Origin of the sequence: Nostoc sp. JL34, assembly GCF_017114945.1 — a bacterium.
Classification (GTDB): Bacteria; Cyanobacteriota; Cyanobacteriia; order Cyanobacteriales; family Nostocaceae; genus Nostoc.
In genome coordinates this window covers 1-26905 of the sequence record NZ_JABXKQ010000016.1, presented here as the reverse complement: position 1 = coordinate 26905, position 26905 = coordinate 1, and the positions used below count along the sequence as shown (strand labels likewise).

The 26905-nt window shown below is 40.8% G+C and carries 26 protein-coding genes; 14 read left to right on the top strand and 12 right to left on the bottom strand.

The features are described from left to right. Positions 1 to 39: 39 nt before the first annotated feature. From HWQ44_RS02440 to HWQ44_RS02425, 4 genes are read right to left on the bottom strand one after another with little or no spacing between them, the layout of a single operon-like run. A complete protein-coding gene (locus HWQ44_RS02440) occupies positions 40 to 678 on the bottom strand; it encodes an FHA domain-containing protein (RefSeq protein WP_292714278.1) in 639 nt (212 codons plus the stop codon). After that, entirely contained in the window at positions 656 to 2791 is a 2136-nt protein-coding gene (locus HWQ44_RS02435; protein WP_292714275.1) for a substrate-binding domain-containing protein, read from the bottom strand. Before HWQ44_RS02435 ends, HWQ44_RS02440 begins: the two co-directional genes overlap by 23 nt. Before the next feature lie 43 nt (positions 2792 to 2834). Further along, entirely contained in the window at positions 2835 to 3515 is a 681-nt protein-coding gene (locus tag HWQ44_RS02430; RefSeq protein WP_292714273.1) for a response regulator transcription factor, read from the bottom strand. A gap of 26 nt (positions 3516 to 3541) precedes the next feature. After that, positions 3542 to 4660, bottom strand: coding sequence for a HAMP domain-containing sensor histidine kinase (locus HWQ44_RS02425; protein WP_292714270.1), 1119 nt, complete (start codon positions 4658 to 4660; stop codon positions 3542 to 3544). Positions 4661 to 5265: 605 nt separating this feature from the next. Here HWQ44_RS02425 and HWQ44_RS02420 point away from each other — a divergent pair. The 9 genes from HWQ44_RS02420 to HWQ44_RS02385 all read left to right on the top strand — a co-directional run bounded on the left by HWQ44_RS02420 (position 5266) and on the right by HWQ44_RS02385 (position 14364). Beyond that, positions 5266 to 6105 (top strand): Pvc16 family protein, encoded by an 840-nt coding sequence (locus HWQ44_RS02420; RefSeq protein WP_292714267.1) that lies wholly within the window; start codon positions 5266 to 5268, stop codon positions 6103 to 6105. 30 nt (positions 6106 to 6135) lie between these two features. After that, entirely contained in the window at positions 6136 to 7797 is a 1662-nt protein-coding gene (locus HWQ44_RS02415) for a phage tail sheath C-terminal domain-containing protein (RefSeq protein WP_292714264.1), read from the top strand. A gap of 92 nt (positions 7798 to 7889) precedes the next feature. Next, positions 7890 to 8345, top strand: coding sequence for a phage tail protein (locus HWQ44_RS02410; RefSeq protein WP_094331970.1), 456 nt, complete (start codon positions 7890 to 7892; stop codon positions 8343 to 8345). A gap of 22 nt (positions 8346 to 8367) precedes the next feature. Continuing rightward, on the top strand, positions 8368 to 8862 hold the full coding sequence (locus HWQ44_RS02405) for a phage tail protein (RefSeq protein ID WP_292714257.1): 495 nt from the start codon (positions 8368 to 8370) through the stop codon (positions 8860 to 8862). A gap of 11 nt (positions 8863 to 8873) precedes the next feature. Further along, a complete protein-coding gene (locus HWQ44_RS02400; RefSeq protein WP_099100386.1) occupies positions 8874 to 9221 on the top strand; it encodes a hypothetical protein in 348 nt (115 codons plus the stop codon). A 236-nt stretch (positions 9222 to 9457) separates the two neighbouring features. Further along, positions 9458 to 9841 (top strand): phage tail assembly protein, encoded by a 384-nt coding sequence (locus HWQ44_RS02395; protein ID WP_292714251.1) that lies wholly within the window; start codon positions 9458 to 9460, stop codon positions 9839 to 9841. Then, complete coding sequence (locus HWQ44_RS33495; protein WP_313931140.1) at positions 9784 to 9987, top strand: DUF6760 family protein; 204 nt, start codon at positions 9784 to 9786, stop codon at positions 9985 to 9987. The genes HWQ44_RS02395 and HWQ44_RS33495 overlap by 58 nt, the downstream gene beginning before the upstream one ends. Further along, the gene (locus HWQ44_RS02390; RefSeq protein WP_292714248.1) at positions 9984 to 11990 is read left to right on the top strand and encodes an FHA domain-containing protein; all 2007 of its coding nucleotides are present in this window, start codon (positions 9984 to 9986) and stop codon (positions 11988 to 11990) included. The genes HWQ44_RS33495 and HWQ44_RS02390 overlap by 4 nt, the downstream gene beginning before the upstream one ends. 193 nt (positions 11991 to 12183) lie before the next feature. Beyond that, positions 12184 to 14364, top strand: coding sequence for a CHASE2 domain-containing serine/threonine-protein kinase (locus tag HWQ44_RS02385; protein ID WP_292714245.1), 2181 nt, complete (start codon positions 12184 to 12186; stop codon positions 14362 to 14364). A 136-nt stretch (positions 14365 to 14500) separates the two neighbouring features. On the opposite strand, the gene HWQ44_RS02380 is transcribed toward HWQ44_RS02385, so the two are convergent. After that, positions 14501 to 14953 (bottom strand): Hsp20/alpha crystallin family protein, encoded by a 453-nt coding sequence (locus HWQ44_RS02380; RefSeq protein ID WP_292714241.1) that lies wholly within the window; start codon positions 14951 to 14953, stop codon positions 14501 to 14503. A gap of 619 nt (positions 14954 to 15572) precedes the next feature. Here HWQ44_RS02380 and HWQ44_RS02375 point away from each other — a divergent pair. The 3 genes from HWQ44_RS02375 (at position 15573) to HWQ44_RS02365 (ending at position 17444) form a co-directional block, all read left to right on the top strand. Then, positions 15573 to 15800 (top strand): hypothetical protein, encoded by a 228-nt coding sequence (locus HWQ44_RS02375; RefSeq protein ID WP_292714238.1) that lies wholly within the window; start codon positions 15573 to 15575, stop codon positions 15798 to 15800. A gap of 152 nt (positions 15801 to 15952) precedes the next feature. After that, entirely contained in the window at positions 15953 to 16327 is a 375-nt protein-coding gene (locus tag HWQ44_RS02370) for a hypothetical protein (protein ID WP_292714235.1), read from the top strand. Between the two features lie 394 nt (positions 16328 to 16721). After that, positions 16722 to 17444, top strand: a complete 723-nt coding sequence (locus HWQ44_RS02365) for a hypothetical protein (protein ID WP_292714232.1) — start codon at positions 16722 to 16724, stop codon at positions 17442 to 17444. Between the two features lie 54 nt (positions 17445 to 17498). Here HWQ44_RS02365 and HWQ44_RS02360 read toward each other — a convergent pair whose 3' ends face one another. The 4 genes from HWQ44_RS02360 to surE all read right to left on the bottom strand — a co-directional run bounded on the left by HWQ44_RS02360 (position 17499) and on the right by surE (position 20527). Then, positions 17499 to 18275: an MGMT family protein gene (locus tag HWQ44_RS02360; protein ID WP_292714229.1), complete on the bottom strand. Its 777-nt coding sequence runs from the start codon at positions 18273 to 18275 to the stop codon at positions 17499 to 17501. An 18-nt stretch (positions 18276 to 18293) separates the two neighbouring features. Beyond that, positions 18294 to 18953, bottom strand: coding sequence for a PAP/fibrillin family protein (locus HWQ44_RS02355; RefSeq protein ID WP_292714227.1), 660 nt, complete (start codon positions 18951 to 18953; stop codon positions 18294 to 18296). Between the two features lie 86 nt (positions 18954 to 19039). Then, positions 19040 to 19663 (bottom strand): hypothetical protein, encoded by a 624-nt coding sequence (locus HWQ44_RS02350; protein ID WP_292714224.1) that lies wholly within the window; start codon positions 19661 to 19663, stop codon positions 19040 to 19042. Between the two features lie 183 nt (positions 19664 to 19846). After that, positions 19847 to 20527, bottom strand: a complete 681-nt coding sequence (surE, locus tag HWQ44_RS02345) for a 5'/3'-nucleotidase SurE (protein WP_292714221.1) — start codon at positions 20525 to 20527, stop codon at positions 19847 to 19849. A 404-nt stretch (positions 20528 to 20931) separates the two neighbouring features. Here surE and HWQ44_RS02340 point away from each other — a divergent pair, with 404 nt between their 5' ends. After that, the gene (locus tag HWQ44_RS02340) at positions 20932 to 21669 is read left to right on the top strand and encodes a TPM domain-containing protein (RefSeq protein ID WP_292714218.1); all 738 of its coding nucleotides are present in this window, start codon (positions 20932 to 20934) and stop codon (positions 21667 to 21669) included. A gap of 73 nt (positions 21670 to 21742) precedes the next feature. On the opposite strand, the gene HWQ44_RS02335 is transcribed toward HWQ44_RS02340, so the two are convergent. From HWQ44_RS02335 to HWQ44_RS02325, 3 genes are all read right to left on the bottom strand, one after another. Further along, positions 21743 to 22126 (bottom strand): DUF4346 domain-containing protein, encoded by a 384-nt coding sequence (locus HWQ44_RS02335; RefSeq protein ID WP_292714215.1) that lies wholly within the window; start codon positions 22124 to 22126, stop codon positions 21743 to 21745. A 90-nt stretch (positions 22127 to 22216) separates the two neighbouring features. Next, positions 22217 to 23398, bottom strand: a complete 1182-nt coding sequence (locus HWQ44_RS02330) for a GNAT family N-acetyltransferase (protein WP_292714212.1) — start codon at positions 23396 to 23398, stop codon at positions 22217 to 22219. Between the two features lie 109 nt (positions 23399 to 23507). Continuing rightward, positions 23508 to 24248: a RibD family protein gene (locus tag HWQ44_RS02325; RefSeq protein WP_292714210.1), complete on the bottom strand. Its 741-nt coding sequence runs from the start codon at positions 24246 to 24248 to the stop codon at positions 23508 to 23510. Positions 24249 to 24544: 296 nt separating this feature from the next. Here HWQ44_RS02325 and HWQ44_RS02320 point away from each other — a divergent pair, with 296 nt between their 5' ends. After that, on the top strand, positions 24545 to 26674 hold the full coding sequence (locus HWQ44_RS02320) for an ATP-binding protein (RefSeq protein ID WP_292714208.1): 2130 nt from the start codon (positions 24545 to 24547) through the stop codon (positions 26672 to 26674). The last annotated feature ends 231 nt before the right edge of the window (positions 26675 to 26905 follow it).

Here is a 26905-nt window from a genome sequence, read left to right as displayed (position 1 = left end):
AGTCATTGGTCATTAGTCAATTTTCAAATAATATTTTTACTACACAATATATACAGTGAAGTTGACTAGGTTATCCTGACCAAATCGCACTGAATCACCATTTAACAGGCGATATTGCATACCAGGAGTTAGAGGATTGTTGTTTAAATAAATACCATTTGTACTCATATCAACAATCATGTAGGAATTTTGCGACCAGTCCCAATCGACTCGTGCATGACGACGAGAGACTATTCCTTCACTGGGAATGCCGGTCAAGTCAATTTCTGGCGGCGCTATTCCTGGACTCTGACTGCGGCGACCAATATAACCTCCTTCTCCAACAAGGTTAAATTCTCTTCCTGTGCTATGAATCAGCTTTAAAACAGGCGCTCTTTGAGGCGGAGGGGTATAAACAGGCGGTGTTGGTTGATAGGAAACTCGTGGCTGATAGACTGTTGAATAATCAACGGGAGGTTGTTGGGGAACTTGGTAGTTAGGTTGGTCTGTTGCTGGCCGCTGATATTGACTAGGTGGTTGTTGATTGGGTTGTTGTTGATTGGGTTGTTGTGGTGTAGGGGAAACTACATTATTTACAGGGCCCACAGGAGTTGAACACCAGGGACAAACCTTAGCATTGTTAGGCAGGGCGCGGTTAAAATATTCGCAACTGGGATTAGGGCACCGATTTGCAGGCATAAGAATTTATATCATCAGGCATAGGTTGTAAAGCTACAAGACCTACTTTACTAAGTAAACACTGACCCTGACGAGTAGTTAGCATCTGGGCAAATGTAGAACCACCAGGCAGGCGGTTGCTGTCTTTAGGGTACACTACAAAAATAGGGTATCCCAAGGGGTAGCTTTGGAAAGTTGTGACATCAACATAATAATCATCATGCTGACACAAGTCATCTGAGGGATTAATTGAGCGGCGATCGCGCTTTTGAAACAGAGGTTGAATAGCGGACTTTTTAGCATCTGCGATCGCTAGCGGATAGCCAGTACACTGACTCGAAGTTTTACTGATAATCCCAAAACTGATAATACCAGTGCTTCGCCCCTCTAAAGTCTCACTGCGGATCAGGTTTTGGGTTTTTGTTGTATCAAGTTTAGTAACTTTTGCTGCAAATAAAGCTTCGTCTTGAGGAGCATTTTTCAGAACTATTTGTTGAAATTTACTGATTGCTTCTGGTTCAGTTGGGGCAAAAGGTTTCACAGGTAAATTTGGAAGTTTAGGACTAATCTGCTGCCAATTAGTAATTTTGCCTGTGTAAATTTGACGCAATTGCTCAAGATTGATTTGCCCCCCAAGAGCATTAGCAAGATTTGAATCTCTTTTATTAAATGCTACAAAAACTAGTAACCCATCATAAGCTACTGGTTTTTTAGCAAGTTTATCTGTAATGTTGTCTACCAAACTAGTAATTGCAAAATCTTTTTTGTTTGTTTGGACTTCTTCGAGACTTTTAGTCGGATTATTTATATTTGATGACAAAACAGATTTATAGTCAAATGTTGCTGTTGCATCTGACTTTGGTCTGGTCAATAAATCTCCTAAACGACTATTGTCCACTGATTGTGTCAAAACAAAACTCCATGTACTGTCTTTTTCTCCTGTGTAGGTAAATTGCCCAGAAGGAACGTTGGGGACTTCTGAGAAATTCCGCACAAGTCTAGACCATTGGATATATTGATTAGGATTATCTGTTTTCCTACCCCAAAGCCAATACCAAATTCCTCCACCAAGTAATAATAAAAGCAAGATTAATAGCAAAAGTAAGGGCATTGGCAAAGGCTTTTTTATTTCTTGAGAACCTGGCGACGAACTCACCGAACTTTTGCCACCATCTTCTTTAGGAAGTTTTAGCAGTGCTTGACGAGCCGCTTCTGCACTCTCAAAAGGAGTTTGCAGACCAATTAAACGATAAATAAACTGCTTTAAATGGCTATCAGTATCCGGCCATTGTTGATTATCTCTCGGATCGAGAGGCTGGTTGGATAAAAAATTAGTTGTCCGTCCTACCCATAAAGAAAAGGCTAGTAACCCTAATGATTCTAAATCTTGCTCAGGTCTAGCGGGCGCGGGTTGAGGAATAATCGGTGGAATAAATAAGTTTTCCCAGATAGCTAAATCACAAAAGTATATAGAAAACTTTTGATTATTTTCTACCTTAATTAAAGTACTATCTAAACTGATATTGCCGTGAGTTATACCCAGTTGTACTTGATTTGAGGGAAAACGCAGCTTTTGCGTGTGGAGAAACTGGAGAGTTTGTAAACCTTGATTAAGTACCTCGCGCACATCAGGAGATGTCATTGATCCCTTTTCTATGAGATACTTACCTAATGTTTGGGATGACTCTATTCCTTGAGTAATTAAATAACAGCGTTCTCCTTTTTCATCTGCGATCGCTTCTTTAGTTTCTACAAGACGGAAGTTTTGAACTCGACTATCGGCTAAACTTACCCCACCCACCCGTTTAAAAGTCTCTTTGCGCTTTTGAGTCTCACTTTCATTAAAAGAACGATTGGGTAGCAGATATTCTTTGATGAGGACAGGCTGTTTGTCTTTAAGTTGAACACCTGAGTATAAACGGCCTAAACCCCGCACACCAACAAAACTAGTTATTTGATAAGTCCCCTGATTTCCTTTAATCTCAGCCTCCTGCGGTAAAGTTGCTGGAAAACCACATTCCAAGCAAAACTTAGCACCCTTGATTTGCTGTGCCGTTTGGAAAGGGCGATCGCAACTTAAGGGAGAATTGTACGAGCAGGGGTATTCTTGATAAAAAGATTCAAATGAAGCCATATACAAAAAGTTTCGTGAATTGCGCCGATTACTTCCGTCGCGCTCAAGCGTGAACTAATCCTAACTTGAGGGCAGCTACAATAGCTTGAGTCCGGCTAGTAACCTTCAATTTTTCAAAAATACTGGTGAGATGTGCCTTAACAGTAGCAACTGTTACATATAAATGTTTAGCGATTTCTTCATTAGAAGCACCTTGAGTTAACCAGTATAAAACTTCTTGCTCTCTTTCAGTTAAATGCACTTCATGACATGCTTTCACACAAGAGTCTGAATAAGCCTGAAAAAACCGGAAAAATCGACTAGCAACTTCTGAAGGTAGATAAATTTCTGACCTAGTTACAGTGTCAATGGCTTCACACAATTGGGTTGCTACACGATTTTTAAACACATAACCTGCGGCTCCTCCCTGCATCGCTCTAAAAATCCAGTCGTCTTCTTGATGAGCCGACAATACTAAAACTTTGCCAGTGTAAGCAGTTTCTTTAAGACGTGCCAAAACTGTAATTCCATCACATCCTTTCAATTGCATATCCAGCAAAATTAAATCTGGACACTTCTGGTTTGTAAACTTTAAAACCTGATCAACAGAATCTGCATCACCAATAACTTCTACAGGTAACGCAGAATTAATACTATAAAAATTGAGGAGAGTCCGCAATCCTTGACGGAAGCGTTCTTCGTCATCTACCAATAAAACCGAAAGTTTTTTATTATCATTAGCCATATCTTTAATTACTAATTCCGAATTATTTATCCATTCCTTGGTCGGGGTAAAATCACAGAAAATTGTGCCCCCTTTTCTGATAAAACTTGTGCCCAAATACTTCCTTGATGATCCAGAATAATTTTTTTAGCAATAGTTAAACCCAGTCCTGTACCTCCTTTACGCCGGGAATAAAATGGGGTAAATACTTTTTGTAAATCCTCTTGAGACAATCCTGGCCCTTGATCGGAGATTTTAATTAAAACTTCATCTTGAAAAATTTGCCAACTACAGGTAATCGTTCCTGAATTAGGGCTAAAATGAACAGCATTACTGAGAATATTGTCAAAAACCTGTTTCATTTGCAACTTATCTATTTTCAGTAGCGTCGATATGTCGGGAATCGAGATTTTAAGTTTTTTCTGATTAATTAGCGGTTGTAAATTAGTGATACTTTCAACGACCAAACTTCTTAAATCTTGAAGTGTTACCCTTAATTTTGAACTTTGACCACAATCAATCAGCTCGTTTAAATTAGTATCTAAATCTTGTATGCTTTCGCCAATGATTGTTGCTTGTTCTTGCCAAGGACTATCCTCTAATCCTAAGCAGAGATTATGTGCATACAATCCGATGAGTCCTAGAGAGTTACGCAATTGATGTCCTACTCGATGCAGAATATCTTCTAGGAGTTGAACTTCAGTTTTTTGTCTTCCATAGTCTAAGTAAATATCTATATACTTACTCAGGAGCATAGCAGCGCGTTTTACGTATAACTGTAAAGTCGATGAGAGAGGTTCATGAGTAATGATTTGAATGTATTCAGGCTTTTGATTTCTATAGGATATGGGGCAAATGTAAGAAATAGATGAAAAATCCTTAAGCCTAAATTTATGTAAATTAAAAGCAGGTGGGAAATCTGTAAGCCATGCTTCTGAGCGTAAATAAGCTAAAGTTTTTGGAGGAAAAGGAGCTTGGTCTTCTCCATAATTTATAACTTCTTGATTAGCTCTCAATAATGAATCGTGATAAACAATCCGAGCGAAAAAAATTGGATATTTACTAGTTAACTGCTCAGACTCAAGCTGACAAAAACTCTGAATATCTGAGGAATTCAAATAATTAGAGCCATTGTCTAGTTTTTTTACAGAAAAGCCTAGTGTCATAGTTTCACTCGCTTTTTGCAACCAAATGTTTTACTCTTCTGCTGACCAGTATAAAATTATGCAGTCTCAGAAATGTTTATTTTTTTGTTAAGTTCTCTTTGTAGCTAATAAGTACTAAGAATTATTAAGCTTATATTTAAAACTGCATATCATTTACCTAAGTATATACAGGTATACAGGATCTATTATTTACAACACTTGGATAAATCAGTTCGTAGTGAGCGCTACCCTACGGGAACGCTTCGCGAACAGCGCTCAAACCAAGGACTAAAGTCCTGACTACGAACTTATTATATCCATCAAAGTTTGACTGGTGCTCTAGAGCAAGCTTTTTGTGCTACCCCACAAGAAAAAATGTCATGCGTCCAATCAAGAACTACTCAAGACTAATCTACAAACTGAAGTTGCTACTTTTCGGATTCTTGAAAAGCTAATTTTTTCCAGTCCTCTCAATCATCATTCTGAGAGATTGGGAGATAAGGGGGATAATCAATGCCCAATGCCCAATTCTCCATCGAAAAATATCGACAAAAGTCTAATTAACTTTAGAAGACTGATACATATACTGTAGATGCATCTGGATTAGCTACCAGCAGAACACCTTCATGCTTATCTTCGTTCTTCAAACTTTAGCCGAAATTCTAGCTGGAGGAACCTCACTTACCAGTACAGAGCAAATTGACTTTAGCCATCCTGGTAATCGCAGGGAAGAGGGAGCAGGCCCGACTCTCAATTTATACATTTTTGATATCCGTGAGAGTAAGCAGGTACAACATTCTGGTAGGCAAGTTGAGCGCAAGCTAACACGCGCTCTACAACCTGCCACTGTAAATTGGGCACCCGCTTGGTTTGATGTTTCGCTGCTATTAACAGCCTGGGATAGAACAGCTTTAGGTGAGCATCACTTTATTAGTGAGGCGTTAACTGTGCTGTTGCGCCATCGCACCTTGGAAGAGGAGTTTTTGGTTCCTGAATTACGGGGCTATGGGAATTTGAACCTGACAGTTGCTTTAGAGCCGCCAATTGAGATTGGCTCTTTATGGAGCGCTCTCAATGTGCCATTGCGTTCAGCCTTATATTTGACAGTTACAATCCCCTTCGAGCCACAACCGACTCCAGTACCTTTGGTTTGGGAGCGAATTTTCAATTTGCGAAATCAATCGTCTCGCGATAGTGACAGTCTAGTATTAACCAGGCGAGTTGCGATCGCGGGTATTGTCAAAAGTGCTGTGACAAATTTACCGCTGGTTGCGACAGAAGTGGCTGTGAGGGGAACCGAAAAATCCATATTAACCACTAAAGAAGGGCTGTTCTTCTTTGAAGACCTTCATTTAGGTAATTATGTTTTGACTCTGAATCATCCTGGCTATTTACCCCAAAACGTCAATGCATTGGTAGATAACCAAAGTAATACTTTCAAAGAAATATTTCTAACTCCTGAATAATTAGATTTTTACTGACTTGGAGAGACTTTCATGGCTAGACTTGATTACTTTGCTCCTGGTGTCTACATTGAAGAAATTGACCGAGGTAGCCGACCAATTGAAGGTGTTAGCACGGCAGTTGCTGGATTTGTCGGCTTTACAGAAGACGTTCGCGGTGGGGCTGAACTATATAAGCCCGTGTTAGTTACCAATTGGACACAATATCTCAACTATTTTGCCCGTCCCAATTCTGATGGGTTCACCGACTTCAACGCCTATTTACCCTTTTCAGTTTACGGCTACTTTATGAACGGTGGCGGTCGCTGCTGGGTGACAAGTATCGGGACTCAATTACCCGGCGCACCCAAACCCGCAACTCCAGAACCCGCTAACTTACGAATCAACGCTCGAGGTAATCGTCCAGCCCTGCGCTTTACTTTGCGCCCTGAGCAAGCAGCAGGCGGATTAGTAAATATCGTTATTATTGATGGTTCGCCCCGCGCCTTACCCGAAGGTACTGAAGGAGAAGCGCCTCCAAATACGGGCGAATATTTTACCATCCAAATTCGTCGAGGAGATGAGCTTTTAGAAGAATATGAGAATTTGACAATGAACCGCGAGCCTGGTGCTCAAGCAGCAACTTATGCGCTGGCGGCATTAAGAAATTCAATGTATGTCACTGTAGAAGATATAACTCAAAGTGGACAGCCTTTAGCTCGTCGTCCGGTTAATGGTCAATATGAACTAGCGCCGCCCATTGTCGCCGCCACACCCGATAGATTTTCACAAAATTTAGAAGGGGTTCGAGACGATCGCACCGGGGTACGCGGTATCTTTGAAGTTGATGAAATCACAATGTTGGCCTGTCCTGATGTGATGCGGGCTTATCAAGAGCAGGTGCTGAATTTAGATCAAGTTCACGGCATCATCGAGTTGATGATTAGTATGTGCGAGGGTTCTGCCAGTGGCGATATTCCCAATCCGCCCAACCGCATGGTTGTACTTGATTCGCCACCAGAAGCCGTCAAACCGCAACAAGTAGTGGAATGGTTGAATAGGTTTAACCGTCGTTCGATGTTTGCGGCCCTTTATTATCCTTGGATTAAAGTACCGAATCCACGCGATCGCGGTAATCCAATTTTAGTACCTCCTTGTGGTCATGTGATGGGCGTTTGGGCCCGCACCGACGAAACCAGAGGAGTTTACAAAGCCCCTGCAAATGAAGTTCCCAGAGGCGTAATTGGTTTGGGCTATGACACCAACTTCCGCGAACAAGAGCTATTAAACCCCTTGGGGATAAATTGTATTCGCAGTTTCCCCAATCGCGGTATCCGTATTTGGGGCGCACGCACTCTAGTTGAGCCAGATAAAACAGAGTGGCGTTACATCAGTGTGCGTAGATTAATTAGCTATATCGAGAAATCCCTAGAATTAGGGACTCAGTGGGTAGTTTTTGAACCGAACGACCAAGATTTATGGGCACGTGTAACCCGTACCGTCAGTAACTTCTTAGAGCGCATCTGGCGTGAAGGTGCTTTGTTTGGGGCATCTCCAGCCCAAGCATTCTATGTGAAGTGCGACGAAGAATTGAACCCACCAGAAACCAGAATTTTAGGACGTTTATATATTGAAGTCGGTGTTTGCCCCGTCAGACCGGCGGAGTTTGTTGTTTTCCGCATCAGCCAATGGAATGGCATTGAAGATAGTGAATAGACCAAGAATTCTCCTCTTGTAGAGACGCGATTTATCGCGTCTCTCCCCATTCCCCATTCCCAAATTAATTACACACAAAGGAGTCTAAAAGTATGGCAGGCGAATTTTTAACCTCTTGTAAGTTTTACTTCGAGGCTGACGGAATTACTGATAAATTCATCAAAGAAATTAGCGGACTAGGCGTTGAAAATACACCAGCGCAAGAAGTTCACGGTTCATCTAAAGGCGCTAAACTCATGCGTCAAGCAACACCAACTGTTGTTAAATTTACTAACATCACAGTAAAAGTCATCGCCACTGATGATATAGACCTTTACAAATGGTACCAAGATTGTAACGAAGACATGGGAGACCCTCGGAAGTGGGCACAGAATCGAAAGACGGGTTCGGTGGTTGCTTACGACCAACAAGGCTCTGAAAAAGCACGCTGGAACATTGTCAATTGTTATCCCTGTAAATACACCGGGCCTACCTTAACTGCCTCTGGTGGTGATATGGCAAATGAGACTGTTGAATTGGTTCACGAAGGAATTAAACGGATTAAATAATTAGCATTTGCAGTAATTAACAGTGGTACAATCCGCAAGCCGAATTCCAGAAGTTCTGACAGCCCATCGGTTCTATTTAGAACTGACACTAGAAGGTCAAAACGATGCCAATTGTTTCTTTTTGGAGTGTCAAGGCTTCAAAAGAACCCAAGAGGTAATTGAAATTACTGAAGTTACTTCTCAAACCTGGGGTACAAAAGGGCAATCAAAAGGTCAGGTGGTGAGAACTAAGCTTCCCAGCAATCCTAAGAGTGGTAATCTCATTCTGCGTAGAGGTACCACCAACTCTATGGATTTTTGGAAGTGGTTTGAAAAAGTCCAGCAGGGTAATTGGTCACAGCAACGTAGACTTGTTGCTTTATCTATTTATAATCAGGCAAATCAAGAAATCGCTAGATTTGAATTAGCTGGTGCTTGGCCCGCAAGTTACAAAATTGCCGATGTTAACGCCCGCAGCCATGACATCGAAATTGAGGAAGTGGAGGTTGCTTTTGAGGAATTTAAACGCGTGAAATAATTAGGAGAATTATGTTTCCCACAGAGTTTGAATTTACACTGCCAAAGGGGTATCTAGACTCTGAAGGCAACCTCCATCGCAAAGGTGTAATGCGGTTATCAACAGCGATAGACGAGATTGCACCCTTGCGTGACCCACGTGTTAAGGCGAATCCCGTTTATGCCACAATTATTATCTTGTCGCGAGTGATTACCCACTTGGGTGCTTTATCAGAAGTTACTCCTGCAATCGTGGAAAACTTTTTTTCCCAAGATTTAAATTATCTCCAAGATTTTTACCGTCGAATCAATGGCTTGGAAGGCGAAACTTCCATACCGGAAGATACAGTAAGTTCTCCCGAAGCAGTTCTTCATAATTGAGTTGGACATAAAGCATAGGGGGCAGGGGGAAAAGTTCCAAGCTACGTCTGCAAGTATCAAAGGCTCATTTAAAGGAGTTCAAAGCCTCATTAGCCTCGTTCCCAGCCTCCAGGCTGAGAATGTATTCCCAAAGGTAAAGGTTCTACCTCTTGTCAACAAAGAGGAGGCGGAGCCTCCCAGCCTGAAAGCTGGGAACCAGTCAGAGACTCATACCCAATGCCCAAATTCAATAACCTATGCGCCGTAAAAAGGACACTCTCTGCACAGAATTTGCCTTCACTCTTCCTAGAGGATTGAGTGATGGTGAACAACGAATACATCGTCATGGGGTGATGCGTTTAGCCACCGCTAAAGATGAAATTTTGGTGCAACAAGAGCGCAAAGTTCAGGAAAATCAGGCTTACGGCGTATTAGTAATGCTTGCACGAGTCATTACTCGCTTGGGCAGTTTCAATTCTGTTAGTCCTGATTTACTTGAAGCACTGCTCTTACATGACATTGCCTATCTCCGAGAATTTTATAATCGAATCAATCAACAAGGTAATATACACATTTCGACACAATGTCCCCACTGCAATACTCAATTTTCAGTGGAGCTAGAACTAGCGGGGGAGTCGTAAGCTACCCCTCTGATACTTTATATGAGGAGGTAGCTTTTATTGCTTATCATTTCCACTGGTCACAAGATGATATTTTAAATTTAGAACATACTACCCGTCAGCGCTGGGTGGCAGAAATCAATAAAATTAACCAAAAATTAATATGAAAGTAAAAGTTAGCTACTCACCAAATCTAAGTGAAGTCAATGAAGTTGACCTTACCACAGAAACTCCAACGAGAGGAGAATGGCTAATAGGTCGTTCTCCTGATTCTGATTTAATCCTAGACAGCCCTGATATCAGTCGAGTACATGCTAAGTTTTTTGTTAAAGCTGGAAATTACTATTTCTCTGACCTTGGCAGTAGAAATGGCTCAATATTTAACGGGAAACAGGCTGAAAAAGATAGACCATATTCTTTGAGTGATGGAGATATTATTCGGATTGCAGATTATGTTTTGATTTTGGAAGCAGTTGCTCCCGCCTATGAGCAAGCAGAGACAGTCTTTAGAATTATAGATCCTTCACTGTTTTCTCGGCCGCGATCGCCTGAAAATATCAGCACTCCCAATATCGTTAATTCAGCCCCAGAGGTACTCAACGAAGTTCCAGCGCCAATTAGTCAAGAAGTAGAATCACCTGAAATTAATGCTCCTTCCCCAGTAATCAGCGAAATCTCAGAAGTTGTTTCTACTCAACCTGATGATGTCATCCCGGTTGTTGAGATAATCGCCCCTGAAAACATTATTGAGTCATCAGAAGCAGTCAGCGAAGTTCCACACAATGTGCGTGATGAAGCGGATTTGCGGACATTAGTTGCAGCAGATAGTGAGGAAGTAGAGGTTCCAGAAATCAATGAAGCCTCAGAAGTTTCTCTGACTGAACCTGATGACGCCATAGCTGCACCTGAAAACATCATTGAAACTCCCGAAAATGAAAGTGTTCTTCCAGAAGCTACCCACGACGAGGTTGCAGAGTTAGAGGCAGCACTGGCCGCAGAATCTACCTTCGTACAGCGGCGTGATACAAGTGCTATTCCCGAAGCTACTGACGACGAGTATGCAGAGTTAGAGGCAGCACTGGAAGCAGAAGTTACCTTCGTACAGCCGCGTGATATTTTCAACGAAGTTCCTGCACAGAGTGCCATTCCAGAAGCTACCGACGATGAATATGCGGAGTTGGAAGCAGCACTAGCAGCAGAAGTCACCTTCGTACAGCCGCGTGATATTTTCCACCAAGTATCTGAGGAGGAGAGCGCCGCTCCAGAAGCTACTCATCATGAAATAGTAGATTTGGATACGCCAGTTGTAGAAAGTGCAGAAGTTGATGAAGTTGTCAACGAAGTTCCTGAAAATACGGACATTCAGCCGCAAGAAACATTAAGCCAAGTCCCACAGGATGCCAGTGATGAAGTGGTAGATTGGGATACATCAGTTGCAGGAGAAGATAGCGCAGATGTTAACGAAGTAGAATCTAGTTCTGCTGTTGATGAAACAGTCAATGAAGTTCCTGAAACATTGACTGCGCCTGATGAGAACATTGCAGAAATTTTCAGCAGTCAAGACATTGATTTGAGTAATACAAGTCTTGAAGAAGTCAGTGTAGATGTTGATGATATTTCTGCACAAGTAAGTGAAGTCTCTGACTCAGCTGATATTCAATCTTTGGAAACAACAGAAAGTGGAGTTACTGAGAACGTCAGTCAAACTATTGAACAAGTTTCTGAAGCAGAAGTAACTCAACCTGATGAAACTCCAGAAGAAACAAATGTCAGTGAGCCTCCTCAAACAATCGTTGAAAGAAATATAGTTCTCATCGCTCATGAAAGCAAGAAATCAGAACTTGCTGAATTGGTTTCCGAACATCAGGAATTTTTCGCGCAGAGTTTTACAATTACCTGGCCATCTGTTAGTGAAGTTTTACATCAGCAGGCAGGGATAACAATTAGTCAACAAACTCCCGCACCAACTTCTGGAGGGTATCAAACAATTGCTTCATTGGTTGGAGCCGGAGAAATTGTAGCAGTTATTTTCCTGCGAGATTTGCTGCAACCTCAGCCAGGTCAAGCAAATGAAGAAGCACTGTTAAGATTATGCACTATTAATCAAGTCTTATTGGCTACTAACTTGTCAACAGCAGAGGCGATTGTGCATTATCTGAAACACAGATAGCAATTCTAAATGAGTCACGAACAAAAATATCCCTGACTTCTTAAAGGAGTCGGGGATTTGAGCATTTTGGTGTTTGTAAGTAAAATATGATTACTATATTTTTTGAAAAGTTGCAAATTGCGTAGAATAATTTCAATATTAAAAATTAATCTCAAAATATACCTATATTTTAAAGTAAAATCTATTTAAAAAAATGGTTGTAACTTTTAAAAGTTTATTTAGACAGCCAGTTATTCTTTCAAGTGCGATCGCAACACTTCTGTTAGTAGGAATTCAAAAACTGGGGGTTTTCGAGCCTTTAGAAATGAAGGTCTACGACCAAATGATGCAATTACGCGCCGACCCAGGCCCAGACTCTCGTTTGTTGATTGTTGCTTTAAGTGAAAAAGATATCCAAAAATGGAATTGGCCCCTGTCTAGCGAACTTCTAGACAGGCTATTAGGCAAACTTGAAGAATATCAACCGCGAGTCATTGGTTTAGATATTTTTCGTGACTTACCAGTACCGCCTGGTCATGACAAGCTACTGCAACGCCTCCAACAGAGCGATATCATCATTCCTATCTGCAAACATTCTGGTTCTAACAATCCAGGAGTAGCACCCCCAAAGGGCGTTGAAGCAGAGCGAGTAGGATTCAATGATGTCGTAGAAGATACTGATGCCACAATTCGCCGCAACCTCTTATTAGTAAGTGCAGAGGAGTCCGATTCTTGTCAAAGTACCTATTCCTTTAGCTTACAACTAGCACTCAAATATTTAGAAGTTGGAGGTATCCAACTAGAATTTACCCCCAAAAAGGAACTACGACTACGCAATACTATATTTAAATCCCTGCAAAGTAACGCTGGCGGCTATGAAAAAGCAGATACCAATGGCTACCAAATCCTGCTTAATTACCGTTCTGGTCATCAGATTGCCCAGCAGGTAACTATTACAGAAGTACTTGCAAATCAAGTTAAACCAGATTTAGTTAAAGACCGCATCGTTTTGATTGGTTCAACAGCCAATAGTTTAAATGATATTTTTAATACGCCCTTTGCTAGTGGTAAGTCAGATAATTCTGGCAAAATGGCCGGAATTGAAATTCATGCTCACAGCGTTAGTCAAATTCTCAGTGCTGTTCTGAACAAGCAGCCTCTATTTTGGTTTTTGCCTGAGTGGGGTGAAGTCCTTTGGATATGGGGATGGACTGTAGTTGGTGGGTTGCTGGTATGGCGGATTCAACATCCGCTAGGCTTAGGATTGGCAGCAGCAACAGCCCTGGCAGTATTATTTGGAGCCAATTTTTTCATTTTTACCCAAGCTGGATGGTTCCCAGTCATACCTCCGGCGTTGGGGTTAGTATTTACCGCCGCCAGTGTCCTTGCCTATAGTGCTTATCAAACCCAGCAAGAGCAAAAAGAAATTACCCAACGAGTTCAAGAACACCAACAATTAATTCTAGAATTACAAAATCTTTTACGGCAGCGTGGCAACGCCTCAAATGAAGCGCCAACGGTAATTGTTGATTCCATCGGGCAAGAAATTGCACTAGGAACGGTACTAAATAACCGCTACAAAATTACTCAACCCTTGGGTTCTGGAGGATTTAGCAATACTTATTTGGCTGACGATATCCAGCGTCCTGGTAATCCGCAGTGTGTGGTTAAACAGTTGCGACCTCCTCGCCAAGATGCAGAATATTTAAATATTGTCAGACGCCTATTCGACGCGGAAGCAGAAATTTTAGAAACTTTGGGTAAGCATCCACAAATTCCCCAACTGCTAGCTTTTTTTGAAGAAAATCGGCAATTTTCTTTAGTGCAAGAATTTGTTCGAGGGCACGCTATGGATAAAGAGCTAAGTGCTGGGAAGCGACTAAAACAAGCTGAAGTTGTGGAGATACTCAAAGAAGTTTTAAACGTGCTGGTTTTTGTTCACAGCTATGGCGTAATCCATCGAGATATCAAACCTAGTAACTTAATTAGGCGAGAATCAGATGGGCACATTGTTTTAATTGACTTTGGCGCTGTTAAGCAGATTCAACCTCAACAGCAAGAAGCTCAGACAATTTCAATTGGCACTCCTAGTTATGCACCTTCGGAACAAATGAGCGGGTTGCCAAAACTCAACAGCGATATTTATGCGTTGGGAATTATGGGAATACAAGGTTTAACTGGGGTAGAACCTAGAGAGTTTCGTAGAGACACAAATACTGGTGAAATAATTATCCAAAGCCAAGCTGATGCTAATCAACAGATTTGGCAACATTGGCGCGAATTGACTGACGCTACAGACGAGTTAGTGATGATTTTAAATAAAATGGTACATTTTGACTTCACTCAACGATATCAGTCAGCCGCAGAGGTGCTTAAAAATCTCGAAAGTCTTTAGTACTTTTTTATCAACGCTAAATTGCTTAGAAAAAAGCTCGGTCACTCGCATGACCAAGCTCTTAACTAATTCAATCAATTATTGCAGGTAAAGTAGTGCGTAGGCGTAGCCCGTCGTAGACATCGCAAGCAAATCATTAGTTAGCAGATTGTTCCAAATTCACCTTGACAACTTTATTCTTTTCTTGGTCAGTTTTAGGCAGTGTTAGATTCAAGATGCCATCTTTATAATCTGCTGTAACGTCAGTATTTTTAATCCGAGCCGATAGAGGAATTACGCGTTGAAATTTACCGTAATGAAACTCACTTCTGGTAACACCTTTTTCCTCTGTTTTTGTTTCGGACTTCCGCTCACCGCTAACGTAAACAGTATTTTCTGTGACTTGTACATCCAGGTCTTTAGCTTCTATTCCTGGCAGTTCTAGCTTTAGATGAATCGCATCTTCAGTTTCTTGAATTTCAGCAGCCGGAACTTTGCTTAAACCTTTGTCAAACAATGCAGATGGTAGTCTGGTGTCTTCAAATAAACTATTGATTTGGTGTTGTAGAGTGTCAATTTCTCTCCAAGGATTCCAACGAACTAGTGTCATAACTTTTCCTCGCATTAGTTAGCTTTGTTTAATAAGTTTTGCACTTAACTCTGTGCTTACATATTCATATTATGTAGAGTTAAAGCTGCTGTAAATTCGGTTTTTGACACCAATTAATTGATGATTACCGTACGAAATTAGATAGAAAATTATTACGGTTTACTCTAATTTGTCTGTTCGGTAAACCCGAATAGACAAATTAGATTCAATCATACTAAATCAATAAATCTGCTGTTGAAGGGATAGCGCAGAAATACGATGCTTCAGTTGGGCTATATCTACAACCGAGTAACAACACTGCATAAATTTTTAGATAACCTCATACCAATTTAATGTGAAGTTGCATATATCTCGAACCCCCTAAATCCCCCGATAAATTGGGGGACTTTGATAGATTTTTTTCCGGTTCCCCCCTTAATAAGAGGAGCCAGCGCGGTCTTCTCCCAAGGGGAGACGGGAGACGCCAGTCGCTCATGGAGGAAACCCCCATGAGCGACTGGCGTGGGCTAGGGGGGATCTAATTCTATGCAGCTTCATAAAAAATTGGTATCAGTTAAATATATATCTGTTCAAGTTTGTCCTGAACTTTACTCCCGATTTATTAACTAACACAGCATCAATGATGAAACTCTTTCCTTGGCTTAATTTTGCACACATTGTTGATTCTAGTGTCCTACCTAGAATCGCTAGGACTCAAATAGCTACTTATCGCAAGAGTGGCACATCAATCAACACTGCTATCAAACCTAATACTTTACGCAACGATTCCACAGATATCAATTGCCTCAAAAGCTTTGATACTGCTGTTCTTGCTTATCAGATGATGGGTCTTAGCAACTTTGAATAAACCGTAGAATGCGCTCAATTAAATCACCCGAATGGGTGAGGAGCAAATCAACCGTTCAGGTGAACTGGGTGCAGGAAGTTAAGACAGATAAAAAATAAGACTCTATTACTCAAGAACACTAATTGCACTTTACTATGACTAAGGATAATCCTATGAAACTCTCTATCTTAATTGATTCTGTACTCATTGTTACTTCTATTGCTTTATTGCCTGGAATCGGTGGCACTCAAATAGCTACTAGCAATAGTGGCGAACCTATAGCTATCAATTCTAACAATTCGTCTAACGTCAGCTACCTCAAACCCTTTGATGCTGTATTTCTAGCTTATCAAAGTAATCTGAAAGCACAGGGTAGTGCTTTGGTATCTCAATACCAAACAGGAAACCTGACTGCGCTAGGTGTGGTTAAGGCTGCTGTCAACGCTAAAAAGTTACCAGCACAAGAAGCTTTGAATGATAAAGGTTATCTAAACGCTGTCGAGTCGCAACTGACATCAGACAACAGCACTAATGATTTATCTTACTAAGTACAGACTTGCAGAGGTTCGTAATGGATTTATAAAATGCTGTACTATCATCTGGTTGCTTTGACAAGAAAATGCCTAACCGAGCAGGAAAAGCTGCTATCTCCCCCTAATTACCATCTCATTCGCAAAAATTACTTTCACCCCTCCAACACCTTGGAGGGGTTTTTAGTTGGTGCTACAGTTGCTACTTGCTCTAGCGTCATCCCATGCACAGTAGCACTGGAATGTTTTCTACTCCCACAACGGCGTGACTCATCACACTTTTAGAAAAAAGGGACAGGTCATAAATTATTTACTGTTCTATCAAATTAACGTTGTTAAGTTACTCAGCAGGTGTAGTTTTCACCTCCAGGCTGTGTTAGATATTGTGACGCGAAACAGGAGTATAGATACGTTGCTAAAGCTTTCTCCCGAATCTCCTCTATTTATTGTGTTAATCATTATTAGTTTTCTAGTAGTAACTTTATCAACTTGGTTATCATCTAAACCATTTATTTTAAAACCATTTGGGGTTAATGATATTGTCCAGTTACTTACATTACAATTATTTATTTCTTTGTTGTTAGAGCGTTCTTTAGAAGTTTTTATAACTACTTGGCGTGGCCCATTCGTCGAACAATTAGATATTAGTATTCAGCAAAAAAAGGCTCTACTGGCTGAGAAGATAAGACTTATGGAAGTACAACAGAGCCAATTCTTAGAATCTAATCAAATCAGTGGACTTCCACCAGAAGGAATGAGTTTAGAACAGCAAATCATCCAAAACTTTACACAAAACCAACAAGAACCATTAAAAATATTTAAGCCACAAATGGATGATATAAATGAAAAAGAGCGCCAAAAAACAGCCTATAAATCTGATACACGAACAATTGCTCTATGGACATCCCTTTTATTCGGTCTTTTAATGAGTGCAATAGGTATTCGCTCAATTGAGCCACTTGTAGTTATTGATTTAGATAATCCCATACAAGTAGTTATTTTCCGTTGTTTAGATGCATTGCTGACAGGAGGTTTAATTGCAGGAGGTAGCGAGGGAATTCATAAGCTCATAAAAGTTTTTATCGATTTTATGGAAGCTACATCTAAACAAATCAAAAATCAAGGATCATCTTGATGAAATTCTGGATGCAGAATCGGATTATAAATATTATGAAAATTACAGCAATGTCTATTCTAGATATAGAGTAATATCTTCCCATAAATAATCTTTAATCTCTACAAAATTTTTGTTTAAATTGCTTAATAAATTTGCCTCAGCTAAAACCTGAACACCTTCAGTTTCCAACTTAATTTTTTGTTGACTCACATAAGTTATCAAATAACCTTTAGAGTCTAATATTCTATGTAGAGGATAATCATCAGTCGAAGTTTTTTTTAGGTATATAGGAATAGCTCTGAGATAGCTATTATCTACTCCTATACCTTTGATTATCTGTTTATATGTAACTACTTTTCCACTTGGGATTTTGATAATAAAATTCAGGAATCGTTGATATGGATTTTCAGATAATGCTGGAAATTTATTAGCTTCAACTTGAAAGTTACTACCAACCTTGATTTGACCTGATTTAATAACTACGCCTAAAATTCCTCTTTTACCTTGGATGCTTTTTAACGATTCTACTAAGTGAGCTATTCGCTTACATGGTTCGCAGTAAAAAGTTAATCTAATTGCCGCACCACTTTCAAAGTGTAGCAAAGAGCCAGGGAGAAATTTATCAATTTCTATACCTTTAACCACGATATTTTCTCGCAATTCTCCTGGTTGAATTGATAAGTTGGCAATATCTTCGTACCTAACAATTAAAACTTGTCTGGGACTTATCGGCTCGGCATTAATATCTCCTTCTATACCATGATTTACCTTTAAATTTAATGTATTAAGCTCTATCATTGCAGAGCCTACTTTTACTTTGCTGAAAAGATGCATGATTGAGAGAGCCATATTCATTCAGCGGCGCAATCAATTTTCATTTGAGGATGTGAATTCAGGTAAATTCTCAGATTTACTAAGAATAAATAAACTTCCATCTCCTCCACGTCCAATTCTTAATGTTTCATCTAAGTAAGTAATGTCCAATGTAGCAGTTCTGCTAGTAGGATTATTCGCGGAGACAACCTTAAATGGGTTGAGTTTCGGAGTATTAATGCCAACAATCTTCTCAATCGATAGGTAGCGTTTGTCAAAATAGACGTTGATACGTTTGTTCTGTAGAGGCTCTAAATCTTCTTTGGCAGGCTCAAAGCTAGCTGTAACTTTGACATATCCCGATACTAGCCCCAGAGGATGTTTAACTTTAGCTAGATTGAAAAACAATTTATTTACAACATCAATCACTTGATAAACTTTATCCAGCTTTAATCCCAATGGAAGAGAAGCTAAAGAACGTATTTCTCTGGCTGTGGAGTATTGCAGTAGCCAAGCTCCTTCTAGCAAAGAAGTAGCATAGAGAAGAGGATTGAGATTGGGATTGACGCTCTCCAGTTCCGTTGTCAATTGTTCAATTTCTGCGACTAAGGTTTTGTCTAGCTGCAAATCGGTAATGGGAGAGCCATCGCTCTTGCTTTGAATATTCTTAAGCTTTGCTTGTAATTTTTCCTTAATTAAAAGTTGATTGTTCAACGGTAAAAATTTTCCTTTATATATCCTATTTCTTTAGTTCAACTTCTATGCGGGAAGTGCATAAAAGTTGAATTATCTAGATGAGATTAATCAATGAGTTGTGGGGTGGGAATTTGCGTATCGATATCGGCTTGAGAAAAAGTAGGGAGCAACCAAGTACTCTCACCCGCCTTGAATACTTTGGCAGGTTCAACATTCAATTCAATTGCACCAGTGGCTAGATTGGTTCTAGCAAGAGACTGTGTACCATCGACAAATTTAACGGCGATGGGTTCAGTCAGTTCTTGTGGTTGAGCGTTTGGGCCTAAAACCACTTGAGAACCTGCGGGTAAGTAAATACCATCGCAATCCCAATCATCATCGGTGATTGTTCCTGCGCCCAGAAAGTAGAGTTGGGTTGGAGATTTTTTTGGTTTATTGGCATAGACAGCCAAAGTTTTTCCAGTTTCATTGCGGCACTGCGCCCGCTTTCTAGCTGTTTCTATGACATTTTTCTGAGACTGCAATTGTGCCAATCGCTGCTGAAACTGCTCAGGTGTATAGCCCGCTTGCTCAGGTGTATTCTTTACAGTTAGAAGTTGATTGAGCGCCTGAGTTACCTCAGCATAGTCAGCCCCCTTAGTGAAATCCTTACCTGCCCAAGAGGGTTGAGCGATTAGCAGGTTCACCATCAATACGAGAGCGACAAGAACAATTTTGAGAAATTGCATATATTTCTCCTTTTTTTTGAAATATTAGTATTCAGTACCACTGAAACTTTACCAGATTTCAAATCCTTGAAAATTTTGATTGCGATCGCACCACATACCCATAAGATTAACTAATATTCTTACAAGCTCTCCTCAATATCCACTAAAAGGTGTTAGCAGTTAACTAGTAACTGATGGCTGATGTCAAACTCTTAACTGGGTGACGGCGATATTACCGGAAAAACATACATCTACATCGCTGCCAGGAGTGCGATCGCGTTTGCCATATTCCCCTACATAATAAAAATTATCGCCTTCAATTCGATAGTTCACGGGCAAAGGTTTGGTACAGGCTTGGCAAAATACCACTTCAGGATCTGGTTCTCCTGGTTGCAGATGTGGCAGATTCACATTCCAGAAGCTTCCTGGTTCTAAGGGACGCTTGAGTAAATCCGCTAAAACTTCAGTTGTGAATTTGGCAGCCAGATCCCAATCAAAATCCTGTTTGGCTTTGCGATACTGAGAAATGGCAACTCCGGGAATACCGTGCATCGCGGCTTCCCGCACGGCGGCAACTGTGCCAGAAATATAGGCATCGACTCCCAAATTTCCCCCAGCGTTAATACCTGAAAGGACAAACTTGACATCTGCAAGAATTTGTGTTATCGCGATTCTCACACAATCAGCAGGAGTACCTGCGATCGCATATTCAGTCTCAGAACGTCGCTGGAGGTTGATGCCACGAGTGGTAGTAACTTGATGTCCACAGCCAGACTGGTGATCGGCAGGAGCAGCAATAATAGTATTTTTACCGTTTACAGCTTTCAGCAGCGCTCGGATACCAGGGGCATCAATACCGTCGTCGTTAGTTAAAATTATGGTCATGTATATATTATTGATATAGATTTAGCTAAAATATCAGAAAAATGCAGATATCACCCATCAAAGGGTACAGCAGGAAAAGCTACTTGCAGATATGAAAAAATATGCTTGATTCTGCCAAAAATACTGATCCTACGATATGATTTCTAGATGGTTTGCAAATTCCGCCCTAAACATTTGGGTTAATTCTCAAAATGGGCGGTATTTCTTGTGACTACCAAGGATGTTAGTGTCAAGTTAACGCTTGTAGCCGATCCTCAGAACAAGTTTGTGGAATCAAAAAATACCGTAAAATATATATCTGCTGGAAATACCAGAAATTTCATCCTGTAGAAAATCGGGAACGAGGTGATTTTTGCAGTGGTTATGTAGTATTTTTGGTGCAAGTCTGTCTTAGGGATCACACGATGAAACAGCTCCTCAAACGAGTATTTAGCAGTCAAAAACACCTCATTCGGCTAATTCTACCTTTGGTGACGGTTATTTTAGCAGCCTCGCTGTGTACTGCACCGGCTTTAGCCACAGGTGTGTATCAAATACCCAACCTCACAACCGGGAATAACACCTGGGTTCTGGATCAAGGTGAAGTGATCAGCCGTCTGAATGAAGGCAAGATTAGCAGTGCTTTCGAGAATTTGGCAAAGCAAACTGATAAGGAAGTCAGAATTGTGACTGTTCGCCGCCTTGATTACGGTGAAACACCGGAAAGCTTCACCAAAGAACTATTTAAAAAATGGTTTCCTACAAAAGAAGCCCAAGCTAATCAAATTTTATTGGTTCTTGATACGGTTACCAATGGAACTGCCATTATTACTGGGGATCAAGTCAAGCCAGTCCTTACTGACTCTATTGCCGAAAGTGTAGCTACTGAAACAGTAAGTGTGCCGTTACGTAATGGTGACAAATACAATCAGGCATTTCTAGATGCAAGCGATCGCCTTGTTGCCGTCCTTTCCGGCAAAACCGATCCAGGGCCACCTAAAATAACTGACAATGTACCGGTTGGAGGCACATTCAAAAAAGCAGAAGAAACCAACCAAGGTAACGCTACTGCTTGGGTAGTAGGATTGTTAATTGCTGCCACCGTTATCCCAATGGCGACTTACTATATCTATCAGATAAATCAGCCTTCATCTAATGGGTAATGGGAGAGTTAGGAGTGAGGAGTTATGAATTTCTAACTCTTAACTCTTAACTTATAACTCCTAATTTTTAACTTTAATCCTGAACATACTCTTGGCCTGTAACTAAAGCCACCTCAGCCCGGACAAATTCTCTACCCAAATAAGCTGCATGATCTAATTGAGTTACAGGAGGGGGCTGAGTTTCTTCAAAAATTTTCACGCAAAGTTCTTTCGCCGTCCTCGCGCTAAAAACTGTCGGATGAGTGCGTTCTACCTTTTTTCGCGCCGGAATTACCTTTCCCGTTTCGGGATCGACAGCTAAACCGCGATCGTCAATTACATTTGTAAAATGCTTGGCATAAATTAACCCTGCATCTCGATCCAAGTAAATAATGAAATATCCACCAGGATCGAGGTCAATATGACGCTGGGAAAGTTTATCATCAATTGCGGCTAAATCTTCAACTATTAAATCCATAAGCATTAAAAAAAGAAAATTTCTTTCTTAAGGGTTTTTACACTCTATATCAAGTGTAATTCGTCCTTCACCCTCTGCCTTGGTAAACTTTTAAGAATCTCGGTTACTAAATGGTAACTCTGCATTAATTGCCTCAATCTCCTGCTGTTCGAGTTGATTCACTTCCTTAATATAGGGACGGATAATTTGTCCTAAACGATTATTGTAAAAGCGGTGCAAACTATGATTGGGCATAGCGGGGAAACCACGCCGTTTTTTGTGTCGCCCGCCCGCGCCAGGATCAAAAATTTGGATGCCCTTAGCGATCGCCCACTCAATTGGTGCATAATAGCAAGCATCAAAATGTAAGCAATCTATTTCTTGAAAACTTCCCCAATAGCGTCCATAAAGTTTGTCATCTTTAAACAAACAAAAAGACATTCCTAAAGGATGAGAGTTATCTTGTTCGCTATATGCAGCAACAAACAAGACTCGATGGCGATAATCGGTGTGTAGCTGCTCAAAAAACCTCCGTGTGAGATACTTGCTACCCCACCAGCCAAACTTATCACAGGTGTCAGCATAAAATTGGTGCATCAAGGGAAATAAAGACTGAGGAATTTCATCACCAGTCAGGGGTTGCAATCGCAAACCTGCTTTTTCCACAGCTTTACGTTCCCGCTTGATATTGCGGCGCTGATTGGCGTTGAAAACTTTCAAGTAGTCATCAAAAGTTTTAAAGCCAGCATTTTCCCAGACATAGCTATGGTGCAGCCAAGTTGTAAAGCCATGCCGTTCCAGCATCGGCCGCCATTGGGGATCGACGTAGAGAAAATGACACCCAGAAATTCGATTTTTGGAGCAAAAAGTATCAATTTCATGCACCATCAGCGCGGTGATTTCATCCTCATCTTCTCCTGGGGCAATTAAGAACCGATAACCTTCAGCTGGGGTGAATGGTGTCATTCCCAGCAATTTTGGGTAATATTGGACTCCGATGCGATCGGCTAACTCTGCCCATTGGTGATCGAAAATAAATTCACCAGAACTATGTCCTTTGAGATAAAGTGGCGCGGCAGCAATCAGCGTTCTATCTCGCCACAATGTCAAGTGATTTGGCAGCCAACCAGTTTTAGCCGTAGCACTCTGGGAGGTTTCGATATTGTTCAGCCACTCCCATTCTAAAAACGGCGTTTTGAGTGGCATTGCCAAAGCATTCCAGGCATTTTGAGGTACTTCAGCGATTTTGTTCGTCCAAACGACAGAATAGCGAGGCTTAAGTTGTTCCACCATTAGGGGGACTGGGGATTGGGGACTAGGGACTAGGGACTGGGGTATGAGGGAGACAAGGAGAATAATCCATGCCCAATGCCAAATCCCCAATAACTTAACTTAGCGTAATCTAATCTGCGGCTCGTTGCAGGCGATAGTGCAAAAACACTTCTTGCTCAACTGTATGAACTTCTAGAAGTTGTAACTTGGGAGCTAAATCTGGTAAAAATCCTTTCCCTTCTACAGGTGTAGGTGCGGTATTACCACCTAAAATCAGCGGACAGACAGTCAGCCATAATTCATCAATTAAATCTAATTCCAGCAAGGAAGCGACTAATTCACCTCCACCTAAGACCACCAAGCGTGTTATATGTAGAGTGGCTAGATGCTTCAAAGCTGCGGGAATATCAATCTCTCGCGTTGGTGTTTCAAAAACTAGAATCTGCTCAAATTCTGGAGGGCACTCTTGTGCTTTGGTTCCCAGAGTCGAAGCAAGCGTCTCTAAGCGTGCTTTCCATGAAAGTGCCCCCGCTGTTGTCGTGAGTAACCAACGTCTAACTGGTTGCTTAAAAAAGTGAATTTCCGGATTGAGGTTTGCAGAGTGTGTAGTCACTATATGAACTGGCTGCGGAAGTTTCCCTTCTTGCGCCCGGAGTTGCACTAAAGTTGGATCTGATACTGTAAGTGTTGTTCCGTAGGCGCCCAGAGTAGCAGCACCGAATAAAACGGCATCAGAGGCAGCGATTTGTTTTTCTAAGTGTGCTTTATCAACCCTTGAGCCAAACCGAGCAGGCGATCGCCTAAAATCTGCTATTTTGCCATCTGCACTCATTGCTAAAACAACTGTAGTATGAGGACGATGTTGCAACATTAAATTGATTTGATAGTTTTAATATTTTATTTGCTCGCATGTAGATTATCAAAAAAAGAACTATGCCTGCAAGTTACTGTTTTTCAATTTCTCCACTGTATTTATATGCAACAAAAACAGCTTTTACATCTAGCATATACAAGTTTTGGTATACCACGTTTCTTTTTGAATTATAGCAATTTGTTATTTTTAAACATTGAAAATAAAATTCTGATAATTTAATAAAATGTCTCATCTAGCTGGTCTAATTATATATCTTTGCTGTTGTGGTTTGCAGATGCAAAGTGAGACACTCGATGACTAATTCCCGCCAATCTTCCTTTCGTCGAATTTTAGTAACGAGAATATTGCTGCTATTCGTTCCAGTTTTACTGATAGGCGAGATTGTTGCCTTGAATAAGGCACGTTCTAGTATATTGGGAACTGCACGTCAAAATTTAACAGAGAGCGCCGTCAGTAAGGGGGAAAGAATTGGAGATGCGATCGCAATCTTAAAAGCTAATTTGCTGAGTGTAAGTAAAACAACGGTGATTCCGTCGAATTCAGCTATACAAGAGCACGAAATTCTCACGCAGTTAAGGCAACAACTTCCAGCCAGTATTGAGTGCATCCAATTAACGAATCTGCAAAACCAGAAGATAGTTGCTAGTAGCTGTGGGGATCAAGCTATTGGAGAATTGATATTACCTTTGCCTAATGATGGAATTGATGTCAAAGCAATCTTTCCGCCAAAGGCAGGAATTACTGGTAAAAGAAACACACAAAATCAACTGCAAGTAGTGTTATCTGCACCAGTTTCCAATAGCCCAAGAAATTTAGTTTACAGCTTAAGTATTCAGTCTGCATTGTACCAAAAAACCAGAAATCCACCGGGATCGCTCACCGGCGCTATGGTAGTGATTGCTGAAGATGGCACAATTTTGGCACATCCATTCACAGACTGGGTGGGAACTAATATCAATCAGCACCCAAATGCTTCCCAACTCAAAAGCATAATTAAAAATGCGGTTGCGGGACGAAACGATTCGATAAATTTGTCTTTTACAGATGGCAAAGAATTAGTAGCTGGCTATACAGCTATTGCAAATCCACTCACTCAACAGCAGCAGCAAAAGTGGATAGTCTTAGCTGTTAGTAGTGTTGAAAATGCGCTTTTTGGTTTAGAGGAAATCAAACTAATTCTCATTGTTTTGACAGTTGGTTTGATTGGTGCAAGTTTGTTAGCATCCCTATATCTAGCTCCTTACTTAGCCCGTCCTGTAGAAGAATTGCGAGACTATGCTCTCAATATTCACTCTCACCACGCCGCACAACCGGTTCCGCACAATTTTCAAATCCGGGAATTTAATCAACTGGCCCAAGCATTAGACCAAATGGTAGAACGGCTCAAAGCTGGGGCAGAAGAACTGGAAATAGCTTGGAAAGAAGCAAAAACCGCTAACCAGATTAAAAGCCAGTTTTTGGCTACGACTTCCCATGAATTGAGAAACCCATTAAATATTATTATTAACTGTATTCGCCTGGTTGAAGATGGCTTATGTGATGACCGAGAAGAAGAAATGGAGTTTCTCAAACGTGCCGATGAAACAACGATTCACTTGCTAGGTATTATTAATGATTTACTCGATATTTCTAAAATCGAAGCAGGTAAGCTTTCAGTCGTCACCATACCCCTTGACCTCCGACAAATATTGTTAGAGGTGATTAATTTACAATCAGTTAATGTTCAACAAAAAGGCTTGCAATTGAAATGTGAGTTAGATCCCCAAGCGATACCAATCAAGGCAGATGGGCCAAAACTGAAGCAAGTGCTGATTAATGTTATCGGCAATGCTACTAAGTTCACCGACACAGGAAGCATCACCATTTCTACAGAAATTCAATATAGTAATGGTCAATCTCAGGTGGTAGTCGCTGTCAAAGATACAGGTATAGGGATCGATCCAACTCAACAGCATAAATTATTTCGTCCTTTTGTAATGGTGAATGGCACAACCACGCGCCAGTTTGAAGGTACTGGACTGGGACTGGCTATTTCACGAAACTTAATCGAACTTATGGGAGGCAGCATTACTCTTGAGAGTGTGGGACTTCATCAAGGTACTACACTGAAAATTACCTTACCTTTGATTGATATCTCGCTGTTACCTGTTCCAAAGAAAGAAGGAAATGTAGGGGATCTTGGATTCTCCTCTGGGAATGAGGGGGCAAAAGCAAGCCGCTACCCTAGCCTACAGAAGTCTGAAGAAAGTAACTCTTTGGGGATCAACAAGTCTGTGAAAACAGAAGTAGACAATGAGAACTTCCCGAAGTCCCTACTGCTACTTGGAAAGGAAACTTGCGAGATTCGTCTTTCGCCGCTGCAAACTATCCTGGTAAGTCTTCCAAAAGGAAAAGTTTGTGCGAATGAGACAAGTAAAAAGTAAAAAGGCAAAAGAAAGAAGCCGAATCAGGCAAAAGTAAAAAGAAAGAAAAAAGAAAACAATGTTGGTGAGTCACCTAAATTTATTTATGTGTAGAACTCTTTTTAATTTTTAATTTTGACCCTTGACTATACATTGAGAAAAACAGGTTTGCCGCCTTGCCCAAGAGATGCTGTTAAAGCAGCAAGAATTTCTACTAACTCAGTGCCTACCCAGCCAGACGAAACCTCTGAG

Excerpts from the sequence above, each read along its gene's own strand:
- HWQ44_RS02395 (WP_292714251.1), top strand. The coding sequence starts at position 9,458 with ATGCGCCGTAAAAAGGACACTCTCTGCACAGAATTTGCCTTCACTCTT.
- HWQ44_RS02385 (WP_292714245.1), top strand. The coding sequence starts at position 12,184 with ATGGTTGTAACTTTTAAAAGTTTATTTAGACAGCCAGTTATTCTTTCA.
- HWQ44_RS02350 (WP_292714224.1), bottom strand. The coding sequence starts at position 19,663 with ATGCAATTTCTCAAAATTGTTCTTGTCGCTCTCGTATTGATGGTGAAC.
- HWQ44_RS02390 (WP_292714248.1), top strand. The coding sequence starts at position 9,984 with ATGAAAGTAAAAGTTAGCTACTCACCAAATCTAAGTGAAGTCAATGAA.
- HWQ44_RS02435 (WP_292714275.1), bottom strand. The coding sequence starts at position 2,791 with ATGGCTTCATTTGAATCTTTTTATCAAGAATACCCCTGCTCGTACAAT.
- HWQ44_RS02415 (WP_292714264.1), top strand. The coding sequence starts at position 6,136 with ATGGCTAGACTTGATTACTTTGCTCCTGGTGTCTACATTGAAGAAATT.
- HWQ44_RS33495 (WP_313931140.1), top strand. The coding sequence starts at position 9,784 with ATGTCCCCACTGCAATACTCAATTTTCAGTGGAGCTAGAACTAGCGGG.
- HWQ44_RS02430 (WP_292714273.1), bottom strand. The coding sequence starts at position 3,515 with ATGGCTAATGATAATAAAAAACTTTCGGTTTTATTGGTAGATGACGAA.
- HWQ44_RS02335 (WP_292714215.1), bottom strand. The coding sequence starts at position 22,126 with ATGGATTTAATAGTTGAAGATTTAGCCGCAATTGATGATAAACTTTCC.
- HWQ44_RS02325 (WP_292714210.1), bottom strand. The coding sequence starts at position 24,248 with ATGTTGCAACATCGTCCTCATACTACAGTTGTTTTAGCAATGAGTGCA.
- HWQ44_RS02360 (WP_292714229.1), bottom strand. The coding sequence starts at position 18,275 with ATGGCTCTCTCAATCATGCATCTTTTCAGCAAAGTAAAAGTAGGCTCT.
- HWQ44_RS02370 (WP_292714235.1), top strand. The coding sequence starts at position 15,953 with ATGAAACTCTCTATCTTAATTGATTCTGTACTCATTGTTACTTCTATT.
- HWQ44_RS02340 (WP_292714218.1), top strand. The coding sequence starts at position 20,932 with ATGAAACAGCTCCTCAAACGAGTATTTAGCAGTCAAAAACACCTCATT.
- HWQ44_RS02380 (WP_292714241.1), bottom strand. The coding sequence starts at position 14,953 with ATGACACTAGTTCGTTGGAATCCTTGGAGAGAAATTGACACTCTACAA.
- surE (WP_292714221.1), bottom strand. The coding sequence starts at position 20,527 with ATGACCATAATTTTAACTAACGACGACGGTATTGATGCCCCTGGTATC.
- HWQ44_RS02400 (WP_099100386.1), top strand. The coding sequence starts at position 8,874 with ATGTTTCCCACAGAGTTTGAATTTACACTGCCAAAGGGGTATCTAGAC.
- HWQ44_RS02420 (WP_292714267.1), top strand. The coding sequence starts at position 5,266 with ATGCTTATCTTCGTTCTTCAAACTTTAGCCGAAATTCTAGCTGGAGGA.
- HWQ44_RS02440 (WP_292714278.1), bottom strand. The coding sequence starts at position 678 with ATGCCTGCAAATCGGTGCCCTAATCCCAGTTGCGAATATTTTAACCGC.
- HWQ44_RS02330 (WP_292714212.1), bottom strand. The coding sequence starts at position 23,398 with ATGGTGGAACAACTTAAGCCTCGCTATTCTGTCGTTTGGACGAACAAA.
- HWQ44_RS02410 (WP_094331970.1), top strand. The coding sequence starts at position 7,890 with ATGGCAGGCGAATTTTTAACCTCTTGTAAGTTTTACTTCGAGGCTGAC.
- HWQ44_RS02425 (WP_292714270.1), bottom strand. The coding sequence starts at position 4,660 with ATGACACTAGGCTTTTCTGTAAAAAAACTAGACAATGGCTCTAATTAT.
- HWQ44_RS02375 (WP_292714238.1), top strand. The coding sequence starts at position 15,573 with ATGATGAAACTCTTTCCTTGGCTTAATTTTGCACACATTGTTGATTCT.
- HWQ44_RS02320 (WP_292714208.1), top strand. The coding sequence starts at position 24,545 with ATGACTAATTCCCGCCAATCTTCCTTTCGTCGAATTTTAGTAACGAGA.